General features: G+C 26.8%; 13 protein-coding genes. 8 read left to right on the plus strand and 5 right to left on the minus strand.

Annotation, left to right across the window (positions count from 1 at the left end):
- The first annotated feature begins 173 nt into the window (after positions 1 to 173).
- From J0H68_05215 to J0H68_05230, 4 genes are all read left to right on the plus strand, one after another.
- On the plus strand, positions 174 to 2,105 hold the full coding sequence (locus J0H68_05215) for a hypothetical protein (protein ID MBN8828088.1): 1,932 nt from the start codon (positions 174 to 176) through the stop codon (positions 2,103 to 2,105).
- A 97-nt stretch (positions 2,106 to 2,202) separates the two neighbouring features.
- Complete coding sequence (locus J0H68_05220) at positions 2,203 to 2,463, plus strand: hypothetical protein (GenBank protein MBN8828089.1); 261 nt, start codon at positions 2,203 to 2,205, stop codon at positions 2,461 to 2,463.
- A gap of 25 nt (positions 2,464 to 2,488) precedes the next feature.
- The gene (locus tag J0H68_05225) at positions 2,489 to 2,728 is read left to right on the plus strand and encodes a hypothetical protein (protein MBN8828090.1); all 240 of its coding nucleotides are present in this window, start codon (positions 2,489 to 2,491) and stop codon (positions 2,726 to 2,728) included.
- A gap of 88 nt (positions 2,729 to 2,816) precedes the next feature.
- A complete protein-coding gene (locus J0H68_05230) occupies positions 2,817 to 3,608 on the plus strand; it encodes a class D beta-lactamase (GenBank protein MBN8828091.1) in 792 nt (263 codons plus the stop codon).
- Between the two features lie 95 nt (positions 3,609 to 3,703).
- On the opposite strand, the gene J0H68_05235 is transcribed toward J0H68_05230, so the two are convergent.
- The 3 genes from J0H68_05235 to J0H68_05245 are packed head-to-tail and all read right to left on the minus strand — an operon-like array spanning position 3,704 to position 5,344.
- Positions 3,704 to 4,687, minus strand: coding sequence for a tyrosine-type recombinase/integrase (locus J0H68_05235; GenBank protein MBN8828092.1), 984 nt, complete (start codon positions 4,685 to 4,687; stop codon positions 3,704 to 3,706).
- A gap of 17 nt (positions 4,688 to 4,704) precedes the next feature.
- Positions 4,705 to 5,103, minus strand: a complete 399-nt coding sequence (locus tag J0H68_05240; protein MBN8828093.1) for a type II toxin-antitoxin system VapC family toxin — start codon at positions 5,101 to 5,103, stop codon at positions 4,705 to 4,707.
- Position 5,104: 1 nt separating this feature from the next.
- Complete coding sequence (locus J0H68_05245; protein MBN8828094.1) at positions 5,105 to 5,344, minus strand: hypothetical protein; 240 nt, start codon at positions 5,342 to 5,344, stop codon at positions 5,105 to 5,107.
- Positions 5,345 to 5,768: 424 nt separating this feature from the next.
- On the opposite strand from J0H68_05245, the gene J0H68_05250 reads away from it, so the two are divergent.
- A complete protein-coding gene (locus tag J0H68_05250; GenBank protein ID MBN8828095.1) occupies positions 5,769 to 8,531 on the plus strand; it encodes a hypothetical protein in 2,763 nt (920 codons plus the stop codon).
- Between the two features lie 204 nt (positions 8,532 to 8,735).
- Positions 8,736 to 11,393 (plus strand): ankyrin repeat domain-containing protein, encoded by a 2,658-nt coding sequence (locus tag J0H68_05255; GenBank protein ID MBN8828096.1) that lies wholly within the window; start codon positions 8,736 to 8,738, stop codon positions 11,391 to 11,393.
- Between the two features lie 256 nt (positions 11,394 to 11,649).
- On the opposite strand, the gene J0H68_05260 is transcribed toward J0H68_05255, so the two are convergent.
- Positions 11,650 to 12,522, minus strand: a complete 873-nt coding sequence (locus tag J0H68_05260) for a hypothetical protein (GenBank protein ID MBN8828097.1) — start codon at positions 12,520 to 12,522, stop codon at positions 11,650 to 11,652.
- Between the two features lie 205 nt (positions 12,523 to 12,727).
- Between J0H68_05260 and J0H68_05265 the strand changes: the two genes are divergently transcribed.
- Entirely contained in the window at positions 12,728 to 18,268 is a 5,541-nt protein-coding gene (locus J0H68_05265; GenBank protein MBN8828098.1) for a pentapeptide repeat-containing protein, read from the plus strand.
- A 49-nt stretch (positions 18,269 to 18,317) separates the two neighbouring features.
- Here J0H68_05265 and J0H68_05270 read toward each other — a convergent pair whose 3' ends face one another.
- Positions 18,318 to 20,147, minus strand: a complete 1,830-nt coding sequence (locus J0H68_05270) for an ankyrin repeat domain-containing protein (GenBank protein ID MBN8828099.1) — start codon at positions 20,145 to 20,147, stop codon at positions 18,318 to 18,320.
- Positions 20,148 to 20,622: 475 nt separating this feature from the next.
- On the opposite strand from J0H68_05270, the gene J0H68_05275 reads away from it, so the two are divergent.
- Positions 20,623 to 20,871 carry an AbrB/MazE/SpoVT family DNA-binding domain-containing protein gene (locus J0H68_05275; protein MBN8828100.1) on the plus strand — a complete coding sequence of 83 codons (249 nt, stop codon included), beginning with the start codon at positions 20,623 to 20,625 and terminating at the stop codon, positions 20,869 to 20,871.

The raw sequence follows: 20,871 nt of genomic DNA on the forward strand, positions 1-20,871 counted from the left end.
TTTATTTTTTAATTATAATTGATTTATAAAATCACTTTAATCATAATAACAAATGTAAATATTTTTACATTCTACTTATTCTATAAACACAATATTCACAAATATTACTTTATTTCTATTTTTTTATACGACGCGATTTTACCAATTAAATAAATTTCATATTGGAGGGTAAGATGTCTAAAATTCAAGAATGGTATTATAAATACAATGAAAGACAATGCAAAGAAATCAAGAATATTCAAAATAAATATCAAGAATTATTAAGTAAGATCGAAAAGGAAGAGTTACCCGATTTATTTTTAAAAGATGAGAATCTTTTACCAATTTTGTTTACGACCGATCCAAAAAGAAAATTTCCTATTGTATATAATCCTAGTGAAAAGCACAGTAGCAGCTTTGCAGTTACATATAATGTCGATTCAGCTTTAAAAGTAGTTAGACAGGCAATCTTTTTACCAATTCAATTACAAAATCATCTTGAATCTGTAATTCAGCTATGCGTGAATTATAATATTCAAAATGCAAAATATAAAGGTCATGATATAACCGGCAATTCTCAATTATATGGACCAACAACTTTACTTTTTGAAAATATAATTCAGTGGACTAAATTGATATCTGGTAAAGAAGATCTAGATAAATTAGAGAAATTAATCACCGCAAGAAAAGGTTTCTTAGAACAGATAGTAATATATCTACCTAGAGGATTAACCAGAAACGAAAAAAGTAAAAATGTCATAAAAAAGGCGTTTCATATACAATCATATGTATCTAATAAAAGTACTGTTAAAGAATTTAGATATCAAACTATTGAAAAAATCAATAAATCTTTGGAGAAAATGTTAGATGTGATTACTTTTGAAAAAGAAAAAAGATCGGCGGCAAAAATTTTAGCTGACATTAGTTCAAAAGTTAATATTGGAAATAAAGACTTACTTGCATACCAATATTATGCTATTTCTAATATCAAATTACCTGTATTTAACATCCAAGAATTAGGAAGTTCTCAAAAATCTGGCATGTATTTAAAAGTAGCAGATAAGTACATAGTAAGTGTAATTACTTCTGCAATTCAACAACCAAATTCAATATTACCAAATGCCATTAGTTATGAAAATTTTGAAGAACTTACAAATAAACAAATAGAGAAATTTATAGATAAAGCACATAAAGAGCTTATACCAATAAAAAAAAATATAGAAAAGGTTGAAGAAATCAGAAGGCAGTGGCTAAATCTATTTAGGGCTTATCAGCACTTTAATGAATTCTTTGATTTTATTGAAAAAGCTAAAAGATTTGCAGATATGACTGGGGATCTAGGTGTATTTTATATATATTCTTGGGTGATACTCAAAGTTTTTGAAAGCTATAAATCAGTTTATAAGCAATTTAAAAATGATATAACTACATTTAATAATCTTTTAAAGCAAAATTACAATCCAGGTAATCCTGATTTAGAGTATACATATTGGGCTCCTAACTTTAAATCAGCTCAAACTAATTTTAATAATTCAATAAACTATTTTGAGTCATTACAAAAATGTATAAATGAAGCAGAATTTAAAATAAGAACTTACAATATTGATAATAATATTGAAAAAGAAGTATTAAATAGCCTTAAAGGATTATTACTTACTGCTTATAGATTTGTGAAAGATGACTCTTTCAATAAGCATATAGATATAGTTGATAAAAAATTATTAACTTTGTATGGAAAAGATATTGAACAACCTTCTAAATTAACAATATCTACTAATAGAAGTAATAATAATTCCGCTTCAAAAAAGACTTCAAATTTAGAAGAAATGTATGTTAAATACCATAATGCAATTTTATACAATAATAATATACCTGCGGAAGAGAAGGTAGAGCTTATGAAGAAATTAGATTATATATATAATAAAAATAAAGAAAAGGAAGAAAAAAGTGCTAGTCAAGATGAAGTTACAAATGAAGCTTATACTATTCCTGCAAGTTCAGCTATTGCATCGGTAGAATTAGTGTCTATAAATAATTCTAATAATAATATCATTACTTTATCTCATAGAAATGAAACTGAAAAACAACAAAGTAATTCAAATAAGAGAAAACAAAGAAAAAAATAGTTTTACTAAATATTAAAAATTAAAATTAATAGCACGTAGAAAGAAAGTATTACGAACAAACCTTCTATTTAATGCAACTAACAATAAGTTCTTTGCATTGTTACTAGCTTTGCTTGTTGGATTTATATTTTATTTAAGAGAATTTACCCACCACTTTACTATTATATATCCTAAACTCGATGTAGAGGTTTGTTTTACACCTCCTTCAGGATGTCGAGAAGTAATTATTAGTAAAATTAATCTAGCCAGAACATCTATTTATATGCAGGCTTATTCTTTCACTTCTAAACCTATTTATAAAGCTTTAGAGAATGCTGCTCGTAGAGGTGTAAATGTAAGCTTGATAAATCTCAATTAACCGAACCTAATACTGTTTATAAACCATCCTTCCCTCAACTTCCCTTATACATATTGATATAGACAGGTCTGTAAAAGGAATTGCTCATAATAAGGTTATTATCATTGATGACCTCTATACTATAACTGGAAGCTATAATTTTTCAAATGGAGCTGAATTTAGAAATGCCGAAAATGTGGTAATAATTAAGAATAATGATATTGCTAAAGAGTATAAAAATAATTGGCAATTCCATTATTATGAAAGTAAATTATTAAATTATTAGCTTATTTTAGGCGAATTTTAAAATACATTGAAAAAGTTTCCCTCTTCATATAATATCCCTTTTTTAATTAATAATGTGAAATGTTACCATGATAAATAAAATACTTTTTATAATTACTATAATCTTTTCATTTTCCGCGCAAGCATCAAATAATTGCTTTGTGGCAAAAGAAAATGGAAGAATCATTAAACAAGAAGGTAAGTGTGATTTACGTCACTCTCCTTATTCTAGTTTTAAAGTAACTTTATCAATAATAGGATTTGATTCAGGTATTTTAAAATCTTCAAATGAACCTTTAATTGAATTAACTCCTGAAAGAATGAAGGGTATAGAAACATTATATAACCCCCAAAAAATGCCTATTATGTATTTTTGGAATAATTCTCATAGCCCTTCTTCTTGGATTAAATATTCTGTTGTTTGGTATTCACAATATATATCTCAAAACCTTGGAGTGGTAAAACTTCAAGAATATCTTGAGAAATTTAATTACGGTAATAAAGATATTTCAGGTACGCCTAATCAAAATGATGGCTTATTAAATTCTTGGATTAACAACTCCCTACAAATATCTCCATTAGAACAACTTGATTTCATTGATAAATTATCTACTCTTTCTCTACCTGTTTCAAAGCAAGCACAGAAAAATACAATTGATATTATTAAATTAGAAAATATATGGAATGATTGGCAACTTTATGGAAAAACCGGTGGAGGTAAAGGTCTTGGGTGGTTTATAGGTTGGATAGTGAAAGATAATCGTAAAATTTCATTTGTTCAATATATTGAACAACCATCTGATTCTCTTATTAGCGGTGGCTTAGTTGCAAAAGAGTTAGTTAAAAATAATCTAATTCCAATAATTTTAAACTTAAATTGATGCTCTAAGGATTGTTCTTATATAATAACATAATTGCCAGAAAGTATAAATCTAACTGTCAATTATGTTATTATGAATGTAATTTATTTTAAATACTAAAATTTCTTAGCTAGCTTTTCTGAAATGCTTTCTATTTCATCATGCGAAGGTTTTGTATATCTAAATATTTCGCGCATGGAAATATTACCACTTAAGGCTTGGGCTACATGTACCCCTTCACTATCTGCTACATTCTTTAAAAATGTGTGCCTAAGCATATGTGGAGTAAGACGGATTTTTTCCTCAATAGATAACTGCGCTGAAGCTTGTGAAGCAATACGGTTACAAATTCTTTGAACATCTCTTGGATTTAACCTATTGCCATTTTTTGTAACTAACAAGGGCTCATTAGGTTGGATATCGCTTCGTTTTTCAAGGTACTTATCTAATACTTCCCTTGCTTCTTGAGGAAGATGTACTTTTCTGGTTACTTTTCGGCCTTTTCTTATAACGTTATGAAAGCCACGTGAATGATATTGGTCAATATTAAGTCCAATAAGTTCAAATTCCCTTAATCCAGTGTGTAATAATATATAAAACACTGCAGTTTCTAAATAAGCATTTTGATTAGCTCTTTTACAAATCATAAGTCTATGGTCACAACCTACTTTAAGCCTTGTAATTTCAATAGAAGTTAAACCCTTCCAGGCAGGATCATCAATTGCAACGTCTCTTATATTTGTAAATGGATGTCCTGCTAAGAATGGCCTTTGGTTTTGTATCCAATTTGCAGCATGTCTTAATGTGGCAAATATTCTATTAATAGTAGTGGCACTATATGGAACATTTAACAAAAATCCTTGAAATGCTTTTGTAACCGAAGTTGTCCAATAATCAATATTATTTGTTTTAATATTATTCTGGAAATAATTCAGAAACTTAACTATATCCTTTTTTTTAGCGCCAATAGTTTCTTTTGGAGATCCTAATACCTGAGTAGAAAAATAAAGTTCAAACCAATAGCTTAAAGATTGAGTTTTATCTTCTAATTTTATGTCAATTGATGGTAAATTCTGCTTAAATATAGTAAGTTCATGCACAATAAAACCTATATCTTCTAATGAGATTTACGAATAACAACAATATTAACATCTTTAATAGAAAGATTTTTCCAAATTTGATCTGCCGTAATAATCTTACACTTATTTATAATACCAGTAGCAATACAAATTCTATCACCTAAAGATAAACCATATTGCTTAGTTTCTTTTAATAATTCACTACTTAAATAAGCAATTTTCTCATTTACAGGAATAATTTCTGAAATTAGAGTCGAGATATAATTTTTTATATTTTCAATTGTAGCATCAGAATTATCAATAAAATATTTTACAACTTCAGCTAAGTTTACTGCCGATATTATAGCATTATCTAAATACTTAACTACAGTTTCAGAGCCTGGTTCTTTTTTTATAAGAGCAATTATAGCAGAAGCGTCGAGAACTACTTTACTCATATTATTCTCCACTATCTTCTTTTCTAGACTTTAAAAAATTGTCTACGCTTACATCACTATTAATAAAAATTGTAGCAGCCCAGTCTTGAGCATTTTTAACAGCCTGTTTTAGGCTTATTAATCTTAATTCGCCTTCTAGCTTTCTAAGCACAAAAGTTTCTCCCGGTTGGAATCCTTTTCTTAATTCGGCTGGTATGCGTATTCTACCCTCTTTATCCATATGTACCCTTATTTCTTCCATAATACTAATCCTATATTATATACCCTTATATTAACATGTTACCATAAATTAGAATATTGGTCAAATTGATTATTATAAACCCTGAATTAATATAATGGGCTATTATTTTATGGCCACCCAATTATTAGATATTCGGAAATTTTATATTATAAAATCTTACGCGACGTAAACTTTGCTTGTTTCTGGTAATCCATTTAAAAATCATTTTTATACAAATGTTAGAGATAGAATATTGATAAAACAATGTTTGTGTCGCGTAAGGTACGTTATACGACATAAACATATTTTCATGCTTTTCTTATTACCCCTCTAAGTTCTGAAATATAAACATTTATATATTATATTTACTGTTTGTTAATTTTTTATTGCTTTTTAACTTATTATTAATTATAATGTCGTTAAATAATTATAAATGGTAGTATTAATGAGCAAAGTACAGGAAATAGTTAAAAATCACCTTTTAGAGACATTTGTTATGCGTAGGCGAGAGTTTAATGTTCTTAATGAAGAAACAAACAAATTTGAACATAAAAATCGTTTTATTAACTCTATTGCAAATATCCTTTACTACCATTTAGAAATTAAAGATAAATCATTAGAAAAATTTATCGATCAACATACTATTCAAGAATATTCTTTAGAAGAGATTCAATATTTTTACGATAATTTTTATTTACCTAATGTAGATAAACTAATTGTTTATACCACTAATCTTGCCCTTGCAAATGAATTAAAAAACATACGAAATGTTTTTAGTAATGAAATTTTCATTCAATTAAAAGCAAATTTAATCACAATATATAATATTAATAGTACCGAAGAAGAAATCTTTAAAGCTATAGATAATATTACTAAAATTGGTTATGAAAATGGCATTTTAAATGAATTATTTAAATCCATTCATATTTTTAGAGCTGATACGTTAAATTTCAATATTTTTTTAAAGTCTGCAGAATATTATAATGATAAACTGGCCAAAAAATTATACGATACAGATGTACTACCAACTGAATATCAACCTTTAAGTTCAAATATAAATAAGCAATCTTTTTACAATAAAATTGCCTCTACAATTTATAAAGAATTACATAAACTATATGCTTCCGAATACAGAATCCTTGCTGGATTTGAAATTACTAAAACAACTGGTAATGAAGTTTTCTTTCGCGGTATAAATAAAAGTATCACAGCAGATCATCATATTGGGCGCGCAAACAGTAAAGGATTTGATAGCTTGTTCAAATATCACTTACCAGCTGAATTTAATTGCAAATGGAAAGATGACGATGCTAGTTTTGTCACTTCAACTTCTTTATCTTTACAATCAACTTTCGCATATACTGTTGACCATTGTAAAGAAACGTTTTCCCCTTATCAAGTATCATTCGGATATATACTTGATATTAGGCCACCTAAAGGTACAGAGGTGGTTAATTTAATGAGATATCATACTAATGAACAATTAGGACATCGTAAAAGTAATCTTGAAATATCCTTTGATGTTATTGATTTAAGTTGGATTAGAGCAATTTATGAAATCGCAATAAGTAACAATGAATTTAAAGTTGTGAATGTTATCGAAAATCCTTATCACACTGAAAGGGTAGATAAATTAGACTTACCTTTAATAATACAAAATACAACTTTTGATAGATTAGCTAAATACAAAAGACAAAATAACACTAATATTAACGATTTGCCATTTAATCTTGATACTCATTATCCAATAAATGATGAACATAGAAAAGCTATCACAGAAGTTTATTTTAAGGATTTATTAGTAGACAATAATAAATTTGTTCCTTCGCTTGATGTACCACATATATTAAATGAAAATGGAGAGTTAGTAAGACAGGAAAATTACGATAGCACAATTATAAAAGCCAGAAGAGAAAAAGAATTAAAAAGAATCAATGAATTATTAGACATTACTTTAGGTAATGAAAGAATAAAAGTAATTGAGAAAAATGAAACAGTTGTAGAAGAAAAACAACAAAATAATACAAATCAACAATTAAATGGAGATAAAAGAATGGGTAAACATAATATAAAAAATACTGGCTTTGGCTATGATATGTTTAAAGATACTTTTAAAGAATATAGTAAAGAAGATTCAAATCAAATTAAGGATAGATTTCAATCTTTAATGAATTCTAAAAATTACCCGTCTTATGAAGATAATCATATTTATCATCTTATGAATAAACTTGAAAATCATGAAAATTTACCAACTGAGCATCGTATAGTAATTTGGAATGATGGTATGTTTGGTCCAATGTCGGAAGAGATATCTATTAATGATGAAAATGCTAAATACACTGCTGATAGTATCGATGACGTTGAGCTTGATGGTAAAGTTACTGTTATGGTTGTACATACCGGAAGTCATTTCCAAGCTTTATTAGTAGATAAACTTAACCCAATAAAGCCAAGATTATTTTATTTTGAACCAGCTTCAAATGGAGCGGAACCTTCATTTATTAAATATTTAGATCAGGGGAAATATGAAATTTATTGTAATACAATAGCTTTCCAAGATTCGAGTAGTTATGAATGCGGACCTTTATGTATTGAATTTTTAATGCGTGCTTATAATGGAAGAATTTGGGAAAATTCAGCTATTACACAAAAAAATTATAATGATGAACTGGTTACTCTTATTGATAATAAAGCAAATAATATTCCTAATAATAAAAAAGATTTTATATACTTTGAAGAATTTAGTAAAAATAATATTAGGCCAAGACAATATAAGTTAATTGAGATTAGTGTTGAAACTGCACCTAGGGTGCATACTCAAGCACACGAAGAGAATAATTTAAAAGAAAATCAAGAACCAAAGACACAAAGTAACTTACCCTCTCCTGAAAATAAGAATAATCCTGGTCATGAAAAAAAGACTTCATTAAATTATATTAAATTAGCTTTAGGTATTTTACTAGGTGGATTAAGCATAATTGGCGCAAGCTTTATTCCACAACTTAGAAAAGTAAAACCTTTATATTTAATATCAACTATAGTTTTAGGTGAAAATTTCTTAGCTAATTTACTTTCACCAAAAGAAGAAAAACAAAACCACCAAAATGTTGTTAGATCATTTGCATCTAATCTTTTCGGCTTAGGTTGGGCTAAAAAACTTGATCAATCAACCGAACAAACTCAATCGGGTCCTAACCTTAACGCTTAACTTTAACTTATAACCCTTCTGTACATAAAATATAGAAGGGTTATTTATATATATATTATAAAGGCAAAACCCTTTGAACATCTAGTAAAACATTGTTTTTATTAATAAAAAATATTACTTATTCTAATAAAGCTTATGTTGACATTTGGTTAAATTTAAGTTAATATTTGTTAAATTTATTAACTTTTAATTATTTATCAAAATATGTTTGATTCTTCACATTTTAAATATCTTCCTTCAGAAATATTGGATTTAGTTTCTGATAATATGGATGATAAAGAGTTTATGAGTTTCATAAGCAAAAATAAACAACTAAGAAGATATTACATTTTAAATGAATTGAATGCTTTAACTACTAATGGTAAAAGCGGAAAAAATCAGCTTTTAAGCTTTCTTGTATTAAAAAATTTTTTAGACAATTTAAAAGAAAACGACAACCTTTGCTTTAACATAACTTATTTTAATGATTTTCAGTTTTTTAAGTACAAGCTTCCTAAAACCATATCTGAATTATTAAAACAATACAGATTTAAAAAATTTAATGCACACCTAGAATTACTTTTAGCTGTAGCAAATTCTGATCTTGAATATGAACTTCCTAATCTTATATATATTTATAATAATATTGATAATAAGACAAAAAAGTTTTTTTGCGATTTCACAGTAAATGCCTCAAATACTATAGGGAACCTTATTGCGGGGCAGTTTCAGTTATTTGAAATTCTAGAGAATATAAGCTTGAGTGAACAAGATCGTATAAACAAAATTATGCATTTAATTTCATTAGGTACACCTTTTGATTATAATTCATTAAAAGAGGCGTTTTATATATTAGAACAAAATCATAACATTTTTGAATATTTAAAAAAAATACATGATTTTAGAGAGTATCCAATAATTAATTGGAACATTTTAGAAACCTTAAATGATAAAGAAACTCGAGTTATAATTAATGCCAGAAATGCCCAACTAGATACTCTTTTAAATTTTCTTATAAGAGAAAATTATGAAACATACGCAAAGGTTATAATAAATAAAGGCTGTAATCTAAATATGGCAGGTAAAGGGTTTAAAACTCATTTAATTGAAGCAATAAATAATAAATGTTTTCTTATTGCCAAAATATTAATTGAAGAAAAAAAAGTTAGTTTAAAGATTTCGGATAATAATTATGATAATCCTTTAGATTATGCTATATTAAGTAAAAATAAAGATATATGCGAATTATTAATCGCTAATGGAGCTGATTTAAACTTATACGGTAGTAGTCAAGAGCCCCCTATTCATAATGCAATTCGTTACGCTGGAAAAGAACTATCTCAATTATTAATTCAAAGTGGTGCAGATATAGATCAAAAAAATAAGTATAATGAAACTGCTTTGACAATTGCTATAAAGTGGGAATTTTTTGATATTGCAAAAGATTTAATTGAAAGAAATGCAGATGTTCATGTTATAGATTATGAAAAAAATAATCTTTTAATCTCCGCAGCCGAGTCCAAAAAAGATAATATAGATATATTGAATATTTTATTAGATAAAGGATTAAATATTGATCATTTTAATAAGTATGGATATACAGCATTGTATAATGCTATTTCTACAGAAAATTCTAAAGCTACTCAATTACTTTTGAGTAGAGGCGCTGATATTAAACTTAAAGATTCCACTGGAAAAACGTATTTACATTTTGCATGTGAAAAAGGTAATTATTCAGGCGTTAAATTTTTCATAGAACAAGGTTTAGATGTAAATGCAAAAGATATTAATGGTTTTACACCTTTACATTATGCTCTTAATTATAATAATTATTCACTTGATTTCTCTTCTCAAAGGTTTGATATAGTTAAACTATTAATCCAAAATAATGCCAATGTTAATGACGTTACTAACGATGGAGACTATCCACTAGAACTCGCTGTATCAACAGGTAACTTAGAATTAGTAAAATTTCTAAGAGAAAAAGGAGCTAACTTAGTTTTCGACACAAAAAATAATAAATCAAATATTTTACATACAGCTTGCAGAAAAAACTTTAAAAATATAGCAGAATTTTTATTACAGTTAAATTCAGATTTAGTTAACTCGTTAGATCACGAAGATTATACCCCTGTGTATTGGGCTATAGGTTTAAAGCGTACTGAGATGGTAGAACTATTATTTAAATATTCACCTAAGCCTTATATACAGAAAGGAAATTTACACACTTACCTTCATGTAGCATGTGGGACAGATGCCATCGATATTGTTAAATTATTATACAATGAAGGTTATGACGTTAATGCTTTAAATTATAACAATGAAACACCTTTACATTATGCAGTAATGTACGGAAAAACAGCAATTGTAAAATTTTTATTAGAAAAAGGGGCTGATATTACTATAAAAAATAATTCCGGCCAATCTGTGTTTGAAATAATGAGATTTGGACCTGACCGTGAATTAATATATAGAATATTAATTAACCATAAAAATTTAATTGATAGTAGAAATATTCAAAATAATGTTTCTAGTAAAGCGCAATTAAAAGAACCTATAGAGAGTTCTACTAAAAGTAATGCAGACGATAACGCTCAACCTAATCAATTATTAACAAATGAAAATGCTCAAAATAATAGCAGCATAAAAGATAGTCCTTCTAAGAAAAATATTATTTTCAATATTTTAAAGCCTCTTGGGCTTATCTTGTATGTTACTGGTTTAGCAATTTTAAGTGATCGCTTTATCTTTAAAACTAATGCTTTACCTAGATTTTTTAATTACTGTTTTAAAACATTAAAAAATAGTAATAATTACAGAAACTATCTAGAAAAAGCAACTGAACAAGCTGCGAAGATAATTCAACGTAATTTTAATTCTTAGTTACCCCTACCCTTCTTTTTGATTATACATTTAGAAGGGTATTTCTTTATCAAAACCACCCCTTTATAAGATTTTGATATTAAGATGAGTTTTGACACACATAATTCTTTCAACTCCCTTATAATTTTCAGCACTAAAAATTAATCTCATAAACCATCGTTTTTAGGACAGTTCAATTTAAAAATAGAAAAATATATGAAACTAAATATTTTTTTAGTTGTTAATTTGTAGAAGGGTATAAATACCCTTCCCTAAATTACATAACTATACAATTTTTTTGATTTGCAAGTGGCACATGTTCATTTACTAGTCTTTCCAAGTTTTTTACATTTGCAAATTCAGGTAAAGTCATTTCATGATTTTTTGCTTGTTTTAATTTGATTTCAACATAATCAGGGCTAGGTATGAATGGCCCTGTAAGCATTTCAATAAATACAAACGTTTTATATTGCGCTTTTTTATTTAAAAATTCAGAAGCATTTTCTAAAGCTTCTTTAGTTGAAGTTATTTTTTCACCTAATCTTTCTAAACTTGGATATGCTAGAACTTTATGATAAGCACATTCAACAATTGATACTACACTTCCGGTTGTAGAAGTTAAAGTACTGCCAATTGATGCAAGTGTAGACATCGATGAAGCTTGAGATGATTTTGAAGAAGCTTTAGAAGAAATTTTAATTTCATCATTTTTTGTAAAATATTTTCCTAATCCTCCAACCAATAATAAACTTAAAGCTAACGAAGCACAACTATGAGACACATCTTCAGAAGGTGTTTCACTAACATACCCTATTAATGACCACCCTGCCTCATTATTTAAAACTTTATTACAAAAATTTTCAGCTTCTTGTTGAATTGCGGCAGTATTTAATCCATAAAATCTTAAAATTAAATCTGGCTGATGATTATCTTCGTTAATCACGTCCTGCTCAGGATTTGACATATTAATCCCTCCTGAATTTGAAGGCCATAAGCTAATATATCTGTTATTAGATAATTCGATTGAAACATGACCTACATTAAATTTTGACACTGCACCCAGACGTGAGTTCCAAATTCTAACTATAACTGCATTATCACGAAGCATTTCTTCAGTATAAGCACTTTTAACATCTACGCGCTCTCTCATAACACATACCCATATAAGTTATTATTAATCAAAAATTTCTACTAAAATAAGTATGAAACTTCAATTAATACTTTACCAATAACTTACTTTTTGTAAATATTCATTTTAACTCATTAAGATTTTATTTGTATGCTTTTCTTAATATATATAATATTAATATATAAAAAATTATCTCCTAATTAATTTTAAAACTAAGAGGTTACTTATGAAAAATAGCAATTCTGAAATAAACATTGCTAGTATTTATAATAATAAAGCCGCAAATATTATAGCTCACATTGAACATTACTATACGCATGCTTATTATGAAGAAACTTTATACGTGCCCTTAGATAAAAAAAGTGAATCTATTGATGGCGAAAATAATAGCATTGAAAAAATAATTGAAAGTTTTTTTGCAAGTAGCAAATCATCTTTATTACTTACTGGTGATTCTGGTTCTGGTAAAACTTTTACTTTGAAACAAATAACTGCTAAATTTTGGCGTAATTATAATAAAAATGATCACATAATTACACTTTTTATTTCTTTAAGTTCTATTAAAAAGATAGATGAAATTTTCAAAAATCATCTGGAAAGTATATGTAATTTTGAAATTGAGGAACAAGTTTTAGAGATTTTAAAATCAACCTACACTTGGCATTTTATACTAGACGGATACGATGAAATGACAAATGCTAAAGGTGAAAATTTGTTTAAAAAGAATTATTTTAATGGCCGTAGCGAAGGTGCAAGAATAATTAAACCTTTTAAAAATTTAAAAGTAATAACTTCTGCACGTTTACAATATTTGCAGACAACTAATAATTACAAACAGCTTTTTTATCCTATAAATTCTAACGATATAGAACAACCCGCTTTATATGATGAAATAGTAATAAATCAACTTAGTTCTTCTAAAATAAGTGAATATATTTCTGAATATATTAGAAGTAAGGGAAATCAATTAACTGAACCCTGGAATAATTTAGCTCAATATATTACTACTCTTAACCGTTCAAGCGAATTAAATGAGCTTGCTAGTAATCCATTTATGCTTTCAAGGTTAGTAGAATTTATTCCACAGTTAGCACAAAGTGAGCAGTTAGAAAATATTGATAAATACACTTTAATTAGTAAATATGTGTATTGCAGTTTTTCTAAAGATTCTGAAAAAAAATGCACTGCTTTACTTTCAGATTCTTTAGAGCAGAAACAATTTTTTTTCGACATGTTCTTTCTTTTTGCAAAAGATTTAGCTAAAGAAATGTTTATTGAAAAAGCTGAAAACCGCCAGTTTCAGCCCGGAGTCAATTTAATTATTTATCAGGAAGACAGAGAGAATCCATGGTATAATTTTTTTAACAATTTGTTTGAAAGTTATAGTAGACAATATCCACAAAAATATAGCCGTAACAGGGATGAAAAATGGCAAAAAGAAAGTTGCCTGGTAACAATTGAAGAAAGTCCTGACCCTAATGATGCAAATAAAAAACTTTATAAATACAGTTTTAGACATAAATCAATATTAGAGTTTTTTGTAATTGAGGTGATTGTAGATGAGTTACTGAATGCTTATAGTAATTTTAATCAAGATTTTCAATTAAAATACCTTGATCCCAATAAATTAAAACAATCAATTTTAAATCAAAAAATATTAGCAGATGATCCTGACTTATTAAATGGCATAGCTAGTCGTTTGATTTATCCCGGAAGGTTACAAAATTTCAATAATAACGAAACAAAAATCAGTGATATACGAAGAGTAGTTACTTTATTAGAACAAGTGGTTGAAGCATCTGCGGTTATGGAAGATATAAGCATTCTTTCATCAAACATTGCCACACTTTTAAATTACATGAATATCGACCTGAAGAATAAACAATGGAGCAAGGTTAAAATACCGGCTGCTGATTTACGTGAGACAGATTTAACCGGCATAGACCTATCTCATGCTGACTTAAGGGGAGTTAAATTCGACAAATCTAAATTAGATAATACTAATCTGTCCTATTCTAACCTTGAAAATTCTATATTTGATAATAGTTTAGAAGGTATTATTAAATATGATGAAAATGAGATTATATTAAGAAGAATTTTAGCTCGTAATATTGGTAAATATTTAATTTTTGTTGATAAAGTACAAGGTAATAACAAAATTTACCAAATATTACGCATATATGACATAAATTTAAAAAAATTTCAGGGTAATTTTGAAATTCCTTCAAATACATATTTAGATAAGTCAACAAATGTTTTTATAATTGAGAATACAAATAAATTAATATTTATAAATCTTGATAAATTTGGTTTTAATAATATTAAGCCAACCCAATATGTTATATATGACATAAATAATAATAAATTTAAAACTATTACAAAAAGTATTAATTATCTTAGTATGAGAGAGATATATAATGAAATAGATTTTGAACAAATAATGAAAGATGAGAGGTTAATATACAGAACTAATGGAAGTTACAATGAAGAAAATTCTTTGGATAATTTAATTAATTTTAATAAGAATTATTATTTCTATTCACTGTCGGATAACCTAGAGCATTTAATTATAGTACATAAAGAATCTCATTATTATTTTTCAATACTTCAAAGATTTGGTCAACAAGGAAATTTAATTCAATATCGAAAAATTTTTTCATTAGAACGTCACACAATAAGAAAAATACAAAATTTAAACCATTCCTTAATTGCCATTACAGTTGATGATTATACGGTAAAAAAGTTTAAAGATTCATATATATCATCCCCAGCAATATTAATTATTAATAAATTTACTGGAGAAATAATTATTAACCATGACGTTGGAAATACATCTTTTACCTCCGCAGAAGAATATGGATTAATACTATTCGATAAAGAAACTAAATTAATGATTGGAAACCAAAATTATGTTAAAGCTTATGATTTAGAGCATGGTACTGAAATTAATGAATATTATATACGTGACATATTTCCCTATGATTACCATAATCTAAATCAATATAAAAAATTTGAATTTAAACATTTTTTAAATTTTAATCAATTAGAAGCTGATATTAATAATTTTAAAAATGCTTACACTGAACTATATCAGGATTTGTATAATCCTTCTAATGATAACAGATTGGATTTAACTGAACGTTGCAGATATATATTATATTATAGAATGAAACAATTAAAAGAGCTACGCAAAATATTGTCAACTGCATTTGACAAAGTGGACTTTTTAATAACAAGTTACATTGATGATAAAACAGAAAATTTACATGATAAAATTATTGAACGAATTTCGGAAGAACTAAGTAAAATAAAACAATTTACTAAATTTTTCCATGATACAGAATATGTTATTTTACCTCACTCATCTTTAGAAACAAATAACTACGAAATTTTAAGTTTAGGCATATTTAAATATGGAACTGTAAATATTAATATCTCTAATAGCAATTTACAATTGCAATATTCTTCTGAGTTTGGTGAATCGTTTTCATATGAAATTATTACTAATGATAATTTTTTACATGAAATGTTACATTCTTTTATAACTAAACTGAAGCTAATTGAAGATGAGTGTAATAAACTTATAAACGAGGATTATATTAAAAAATCAAACGAAAGCATTAATTGTAGAAATGAAAATTTTTTGCCATTAATGCATAGAAATTATGAAATTGAAAATTATTTGGAAGAGAACAACCAACTTATAGTTGTTCCCAATGATCAAAAGCAAAATGTTGTAAGAGCAATACCATATTGCTTTACTACTAATAAATTTATTAATCAACCAATTGATTGGAAAATTAGTGAAATTTATGGCAGACATAGTTATCAAACTTATAAAGTTCAAGCAAATGGTGTGATTATAACAAATAGATATAAAGATATTATATTTAAAAAATTGAAGAAATTAGGCCAGCAATTTGCTATTTGTGAAAATAGTAGAACAAGCCTTTATAATACTAATTTTCAGTCAGTCTTAAACGTTTCGCGGCAAGATTTATTGTATTTTCAATCTTTAAGGCTAAATATAACTGGCTGCCAAACTATTTCAGAGAACAATTATTTTACTAATTGGACAGAGGTTTTAAGAAGAGAGCGAGTTTCACCACCTAATGTAGTTCCTATAAATCAGTTAAATTCTCCAATACTTGGATTTAATGGTCAGACCGTAACCTTAAATGATAATAATTTTCAAATTGTATATGCACTAAATGAAGTTAATAGTAAAGAAAGCTTGTTAATTTTATATCATAACAATAATAATTTAAAAGTAATTTGGTTCTATGTTCATGGTAGTCGTTTATGTAAAACTGATTTACCAATATATTTAGTAGCTAATTTAATTAAAGGTAGTAAATTTTCTTCTTCCATTGTTAGTTTCAATAATTTAAAAAATCTTCCTCATAATAAAGGACCTATTCCTAATAATGCCATTTTAAGCAGTTTTATTGAAAATACAGTAACAAATTTATTTAATTATAATTTTCAGGTTCCAACAAATGCTAATTGTTTTGAAAGCTTAATTTGTAATATACACTCTTTGATATCAGGAAATCAAAATGACATTGCTAGAAATAATTTAATACTTAACCCTCTCAAAGACTGGTTTAAGAATTTGAAAATTTCAAAACTTGATAAGCCTATTGATGTAAAATTTATTCAAAAATATTTGGAATTAATAAATGCAATTAACTTTAGAAAGTTAAGAAATCAGGATCACACCCAAGTTTTATCGAATTATTATCGGATAAAAATTCCAAATGACACTTTAGAACCTGGAAATTACATACAATCACAAATTTTAATTTTACCTTATATAAACAATATTGAGGTTTTAGATTTAAGTTACAATAATCTTAGTGATAATACGTTTGAGTTTTTACTAAACAATTTGGCTCGTTTTAATAATTTAAAGATATTACTATTAAATAATAATAATATAACAAATAGTGGCCTTGGCAGGTTGATTGAAAAACTTAGAAATATTAATACGTGTCCTAATTTAGAATTTATTAGCCTTGCTCAAAATCAAATTTTTTGCACTCATGAAAGTATAAATACACTCGAGATATGCGTTAACGCAAGGAACAATTTAAAATACATTGACATATCAATGAATTTTATAATGCGAGGAAATGAAAATTGTCCTATAGAAAATAGTTTAAGAAATAATATACCGCATATAGCTTATAATTATACAAAATATTTTGATTCAAATAATTATAATAATAAAAATAAATTTTACTTACCTAATACTAAGTTTATTTCATATAAGTCGAATGTTTATAGCTTGTTAAGACCCACAACCCTATTAACTACTGATAATGCTGTATCTGGATTATATGTTTACAGAGGTTTACCTACAGCTCAACATGCATCAATGTTAATAGAGGCTCTCTCAGATTATGGTCAAAGATATATTCTGAAAGCAGATTTATATTGTGATCCAGATACAAAAGAAATGTTTATAAAATTCAGATATTTTTCACCAGAGGAATTACCTGATTTTAAAAGTAGAACTGGTTCAAAAACTGTCGAAATAAGTAAAAGTAAACTTAAAGAGTTAAAAAGTAATATCCTGGAATCACAAAGAACAATCACTGCTTATACTTATAGCGCTATACCAACTGTATCTAAAAATCAGCATAATTGTGCTACATGGCTAAAAGAAATGTGGGTAAAATTAGGTTTACTTCAATCAGCGGAACTTAATAGTTTCTTGATTATAAAAGAAGTAGAAAGTAAAGGTGGGTGTATAATGATGTAAAAAATCTTTAGTTCCCAAAGTTATAAAAGCTTTTTAAAGCATTTCACATTTATATTTGTTTTCTCTTAATGATAGTTCCTTCATTAAGCCTATCTTGATTATCCCTTATACTTTGGTTACTAACAATATCGTAATTAATTGACGATGGATAATTTGAAGCATAAATTCTAGGTGTAATTGGAGAATTATCTACCTTATTTAACATTTCCAATATAATATTATAGTTAGATTTTTTTGTAATTTCGTAATTTGATAAGGCATAATCAATTGCCTTGCAGCCTTTGCTATCAACTATATTTATATCAGCACCTAATTCTAATAGTAAGCTGACTAATTTAATATTTCCATCTTTACATGCCAGATGCAGGACTGTTCTACCTTTAGAATCAATTTGATTAATATTACCTTCTTTTGTAATCAACCGGAGGATACGCTCATACTTTTTAGTAGGCCAGAACCATACGTTATCAAATGGTTTTACAATACATTGTAACAATGGTTTTTTAGTAAAAGGCTTTGAAATTATATTTAATCCTATATTTAAAAAAGCTATAGATAAACTTATCAACGGTAATGGCTCATATGAACAGGCTAAATAATTTGAAAATTCAAGGTACCTTTGCACAACAACATGGAAAGGTGATTTATAATTATTATCACCAATGTTTAATTTTGCACCTTTATTAAGTAGGAACTTAATAATAAACTCGTCGCCATTACTACATGCTACGTATAGAGCAGTTTTGCCTTGAAGATTAATCGCATTTATATTATTAAAACCTAATTCAAACAACTTTTGTATATTAATATAATCACCCTTCGAGCATAACATATGTAGTAAAGTTTGACCTTCACTATCGGTAGCGTTAATATCTGCAGCGTGATTTAACAAGAACCTTACCTGTTCTTTAGGTAACAAACCTTTTTCAAACCATTTGGAAAATAGATGTACTATTAAGGGCTTACCGTTAATATTGACATTTATTTTCGCTCCATTTTTATATAAAACCTCAGCTATTCTAAGTTTATTATTTAATAGAGCAATACTTAGTGGCACCTCACCCTGCAATTCTCCATAGTAAGTATTAGGTAGCCTGCATACTTCATTAATATCGGCACCTTTGCTAATTAAGAGACTTATAATATTTTCAAAATATGTTAATTCCCTTAGCATTACATTAGCTCTGCTTACCAAATGTATAGCCCCAGTATTATTTACTTCAGCACCAGTATCTAATAATTTCTCAATTTCTGATATAGGATAACCTTTATATATCATGTAAAATAATACAGTTTTTAGGTTATTATCTCTAATGTTGTAAAAACAATTTTTATTTATATCATGTACAATACCATAACTCATGATCGATTGAGCCTCGGAAACCTTTTTTATAAAACTTTTTATCTCTTCATTTGCTAAATTAGCAGCCTGTTGCGAAATATATACTCCTGAACGAAGAAGAGAGGTAATTATTTCTAACCTCTTATCAGTTTCTAAATCTTTATTTGTTAACGCGTCATATAATTGTACTTGCCCAGCAAGCAAATTAAATGGGTTTAAAGTAAAATTTACTTTGGTATTTATAAGAAATTGTTTTAAATTGTTAGGTAAGGTAGCAATTAAAGATCTAATTTCTTGTGCATTATATAACCCATAATTATCCTTAAACATCTTTATTAATTTATATAATTCACTATTTAAATCGTTTATATTTAAAAAATTAAATCTTGCAGCATGATTGTTAATTTGGAAAAAATTAAGTAAAGACTCTTTATCCAAATTCGATAATATGATCTCAATAATCTCAGCCGGTAACTCAAATAACAGGGGCGTATCATTTCTATTATTATCTTGCATATTATAGCTGTTTAAGGACATAAAAACTCACTAATTTTTTGGTTAATATCTCTAATTGTTATAAACTTAGTTTAAACTATTAGTCAATATATGAATAACTTATCAAAAATGGCATAAAATCGCTAAATAATAAACCTACACAAGACTAATACACTTCAAAATATTATAGGTTTAGCGTATTAAGCTTAGAAAATAGAATATTGAAAAAAACTTATTGGTAAATAATATAAAACCTTTTTTATAAAACATAATGAAAGAAAATCATTTTTATATGATTTGCTTTAATCCTTTTTCTTATATTGATTTATTTACAAATTTCTAAATAGTATTTTAAATATTTTGAGATAGATTTTAATAATCAAGAAAACAATCGTTTTTAGGACAGTTTATAAATGCCACTAAATTCTTCTTAAATATCGCAATAGTATTATATTTTGCTTTACTTTTACCATAATATAAGATATACATTGTATATACAAACATATAAAGGTATATTATGCAAATTCACTTTTCTAAATGGGGCAATAGTATAGCTGTAAGAATACCAAAAAGCGTAGCCGAAGAATTAGGTTTAAATGATGGTACTATTGGTAATTTAAAACTAAACGCTAATAAATCATTGGTTATTGAGAAAATTAATGACCGTAAAAGTCTATTAAATAAATTATTAAATGATATTACCCCAGATAATTTACATAATGAAATATCTAGCGGTTATTCTATTGGTGCGGAGAATATTGATTAA

Source organism: Sphingobacteriia bacterium, from assembly GCA_017304685.1.
GTDB lineage: Bacteria > Pseudomonadota > Alphaproteobacteria > Rickettsiales > 33-17 > JAFKLR01.

Bases quoted from the DNA above. Each gene is read 5' to 3' on its own strand.
- J0H68_05265 (MBN8828098.1), top strand. From the start codon at position 12,728: ATGAAAAATAGCAATTCTGAAATAAACATTGCTAGTATTTATAATAAT.
- J0H68_05215 (MBN8828088.1), top strand. From the start codon at position 174: ATGTCTAAAATTCAAGAATGGTATTATAAATACAATGAAAGACAATGC.
- J0H68_05255 (MBN8828096.1), top strand. From the start codon at position 8,736: ATGTTTGATTCTTCACATTTTAAATATCTTCCTTCAGAAATATTGGAT.
- J0H68_05270 (MBN8828099.1), bottom strand. From the start codon at position 20,147: ATGTCCTTAAACAGCTATAATATGCAAGATAATAATAGAAATGATACG.
- J0H68_05230 (MBN8828091.1), top strand. From the start codon at position 2,817: ATGATAAATAAAATACTTTTTATAATTACTATAATCTTTTCATTTTCC.
- J0H68_05275 (MBN8828100.1), top strand. From the start codon at position 20,623: ATGCAAATTCACTTTTCTAAATGGGGCAATAGTATAGCTGTAAGAATA.
- J0H68_05250 (MBN8828095.1), top strand. From the start codon at position 5,769: ATGAGCAAAGTACAGGAAATAGTTAAAAATCACCTTTTAGAGACATTT.
- J0H68_05245 (MBN8828094.1), bottom strand. From the start codon at position 5,344: ATGGAAGAAATAAGGGTACATATGGATAAAGAGGGTAGAATACGCATA.
- J0H68_05260 (MBN8828097.1), bottom strand. From the start codon at position 12,522: ATGAGAGAGCGCGTAGATGTTAAAAGTGCTTATACTGAAGAAATGCTT.
- J0H68_05240 (MBN8828093.1), bottom strand. From the start codon at position 5,103: ATGAGTAAAGTAGTTCTCGACGCTTCTGCTATAATTGCTCTTATAAAA.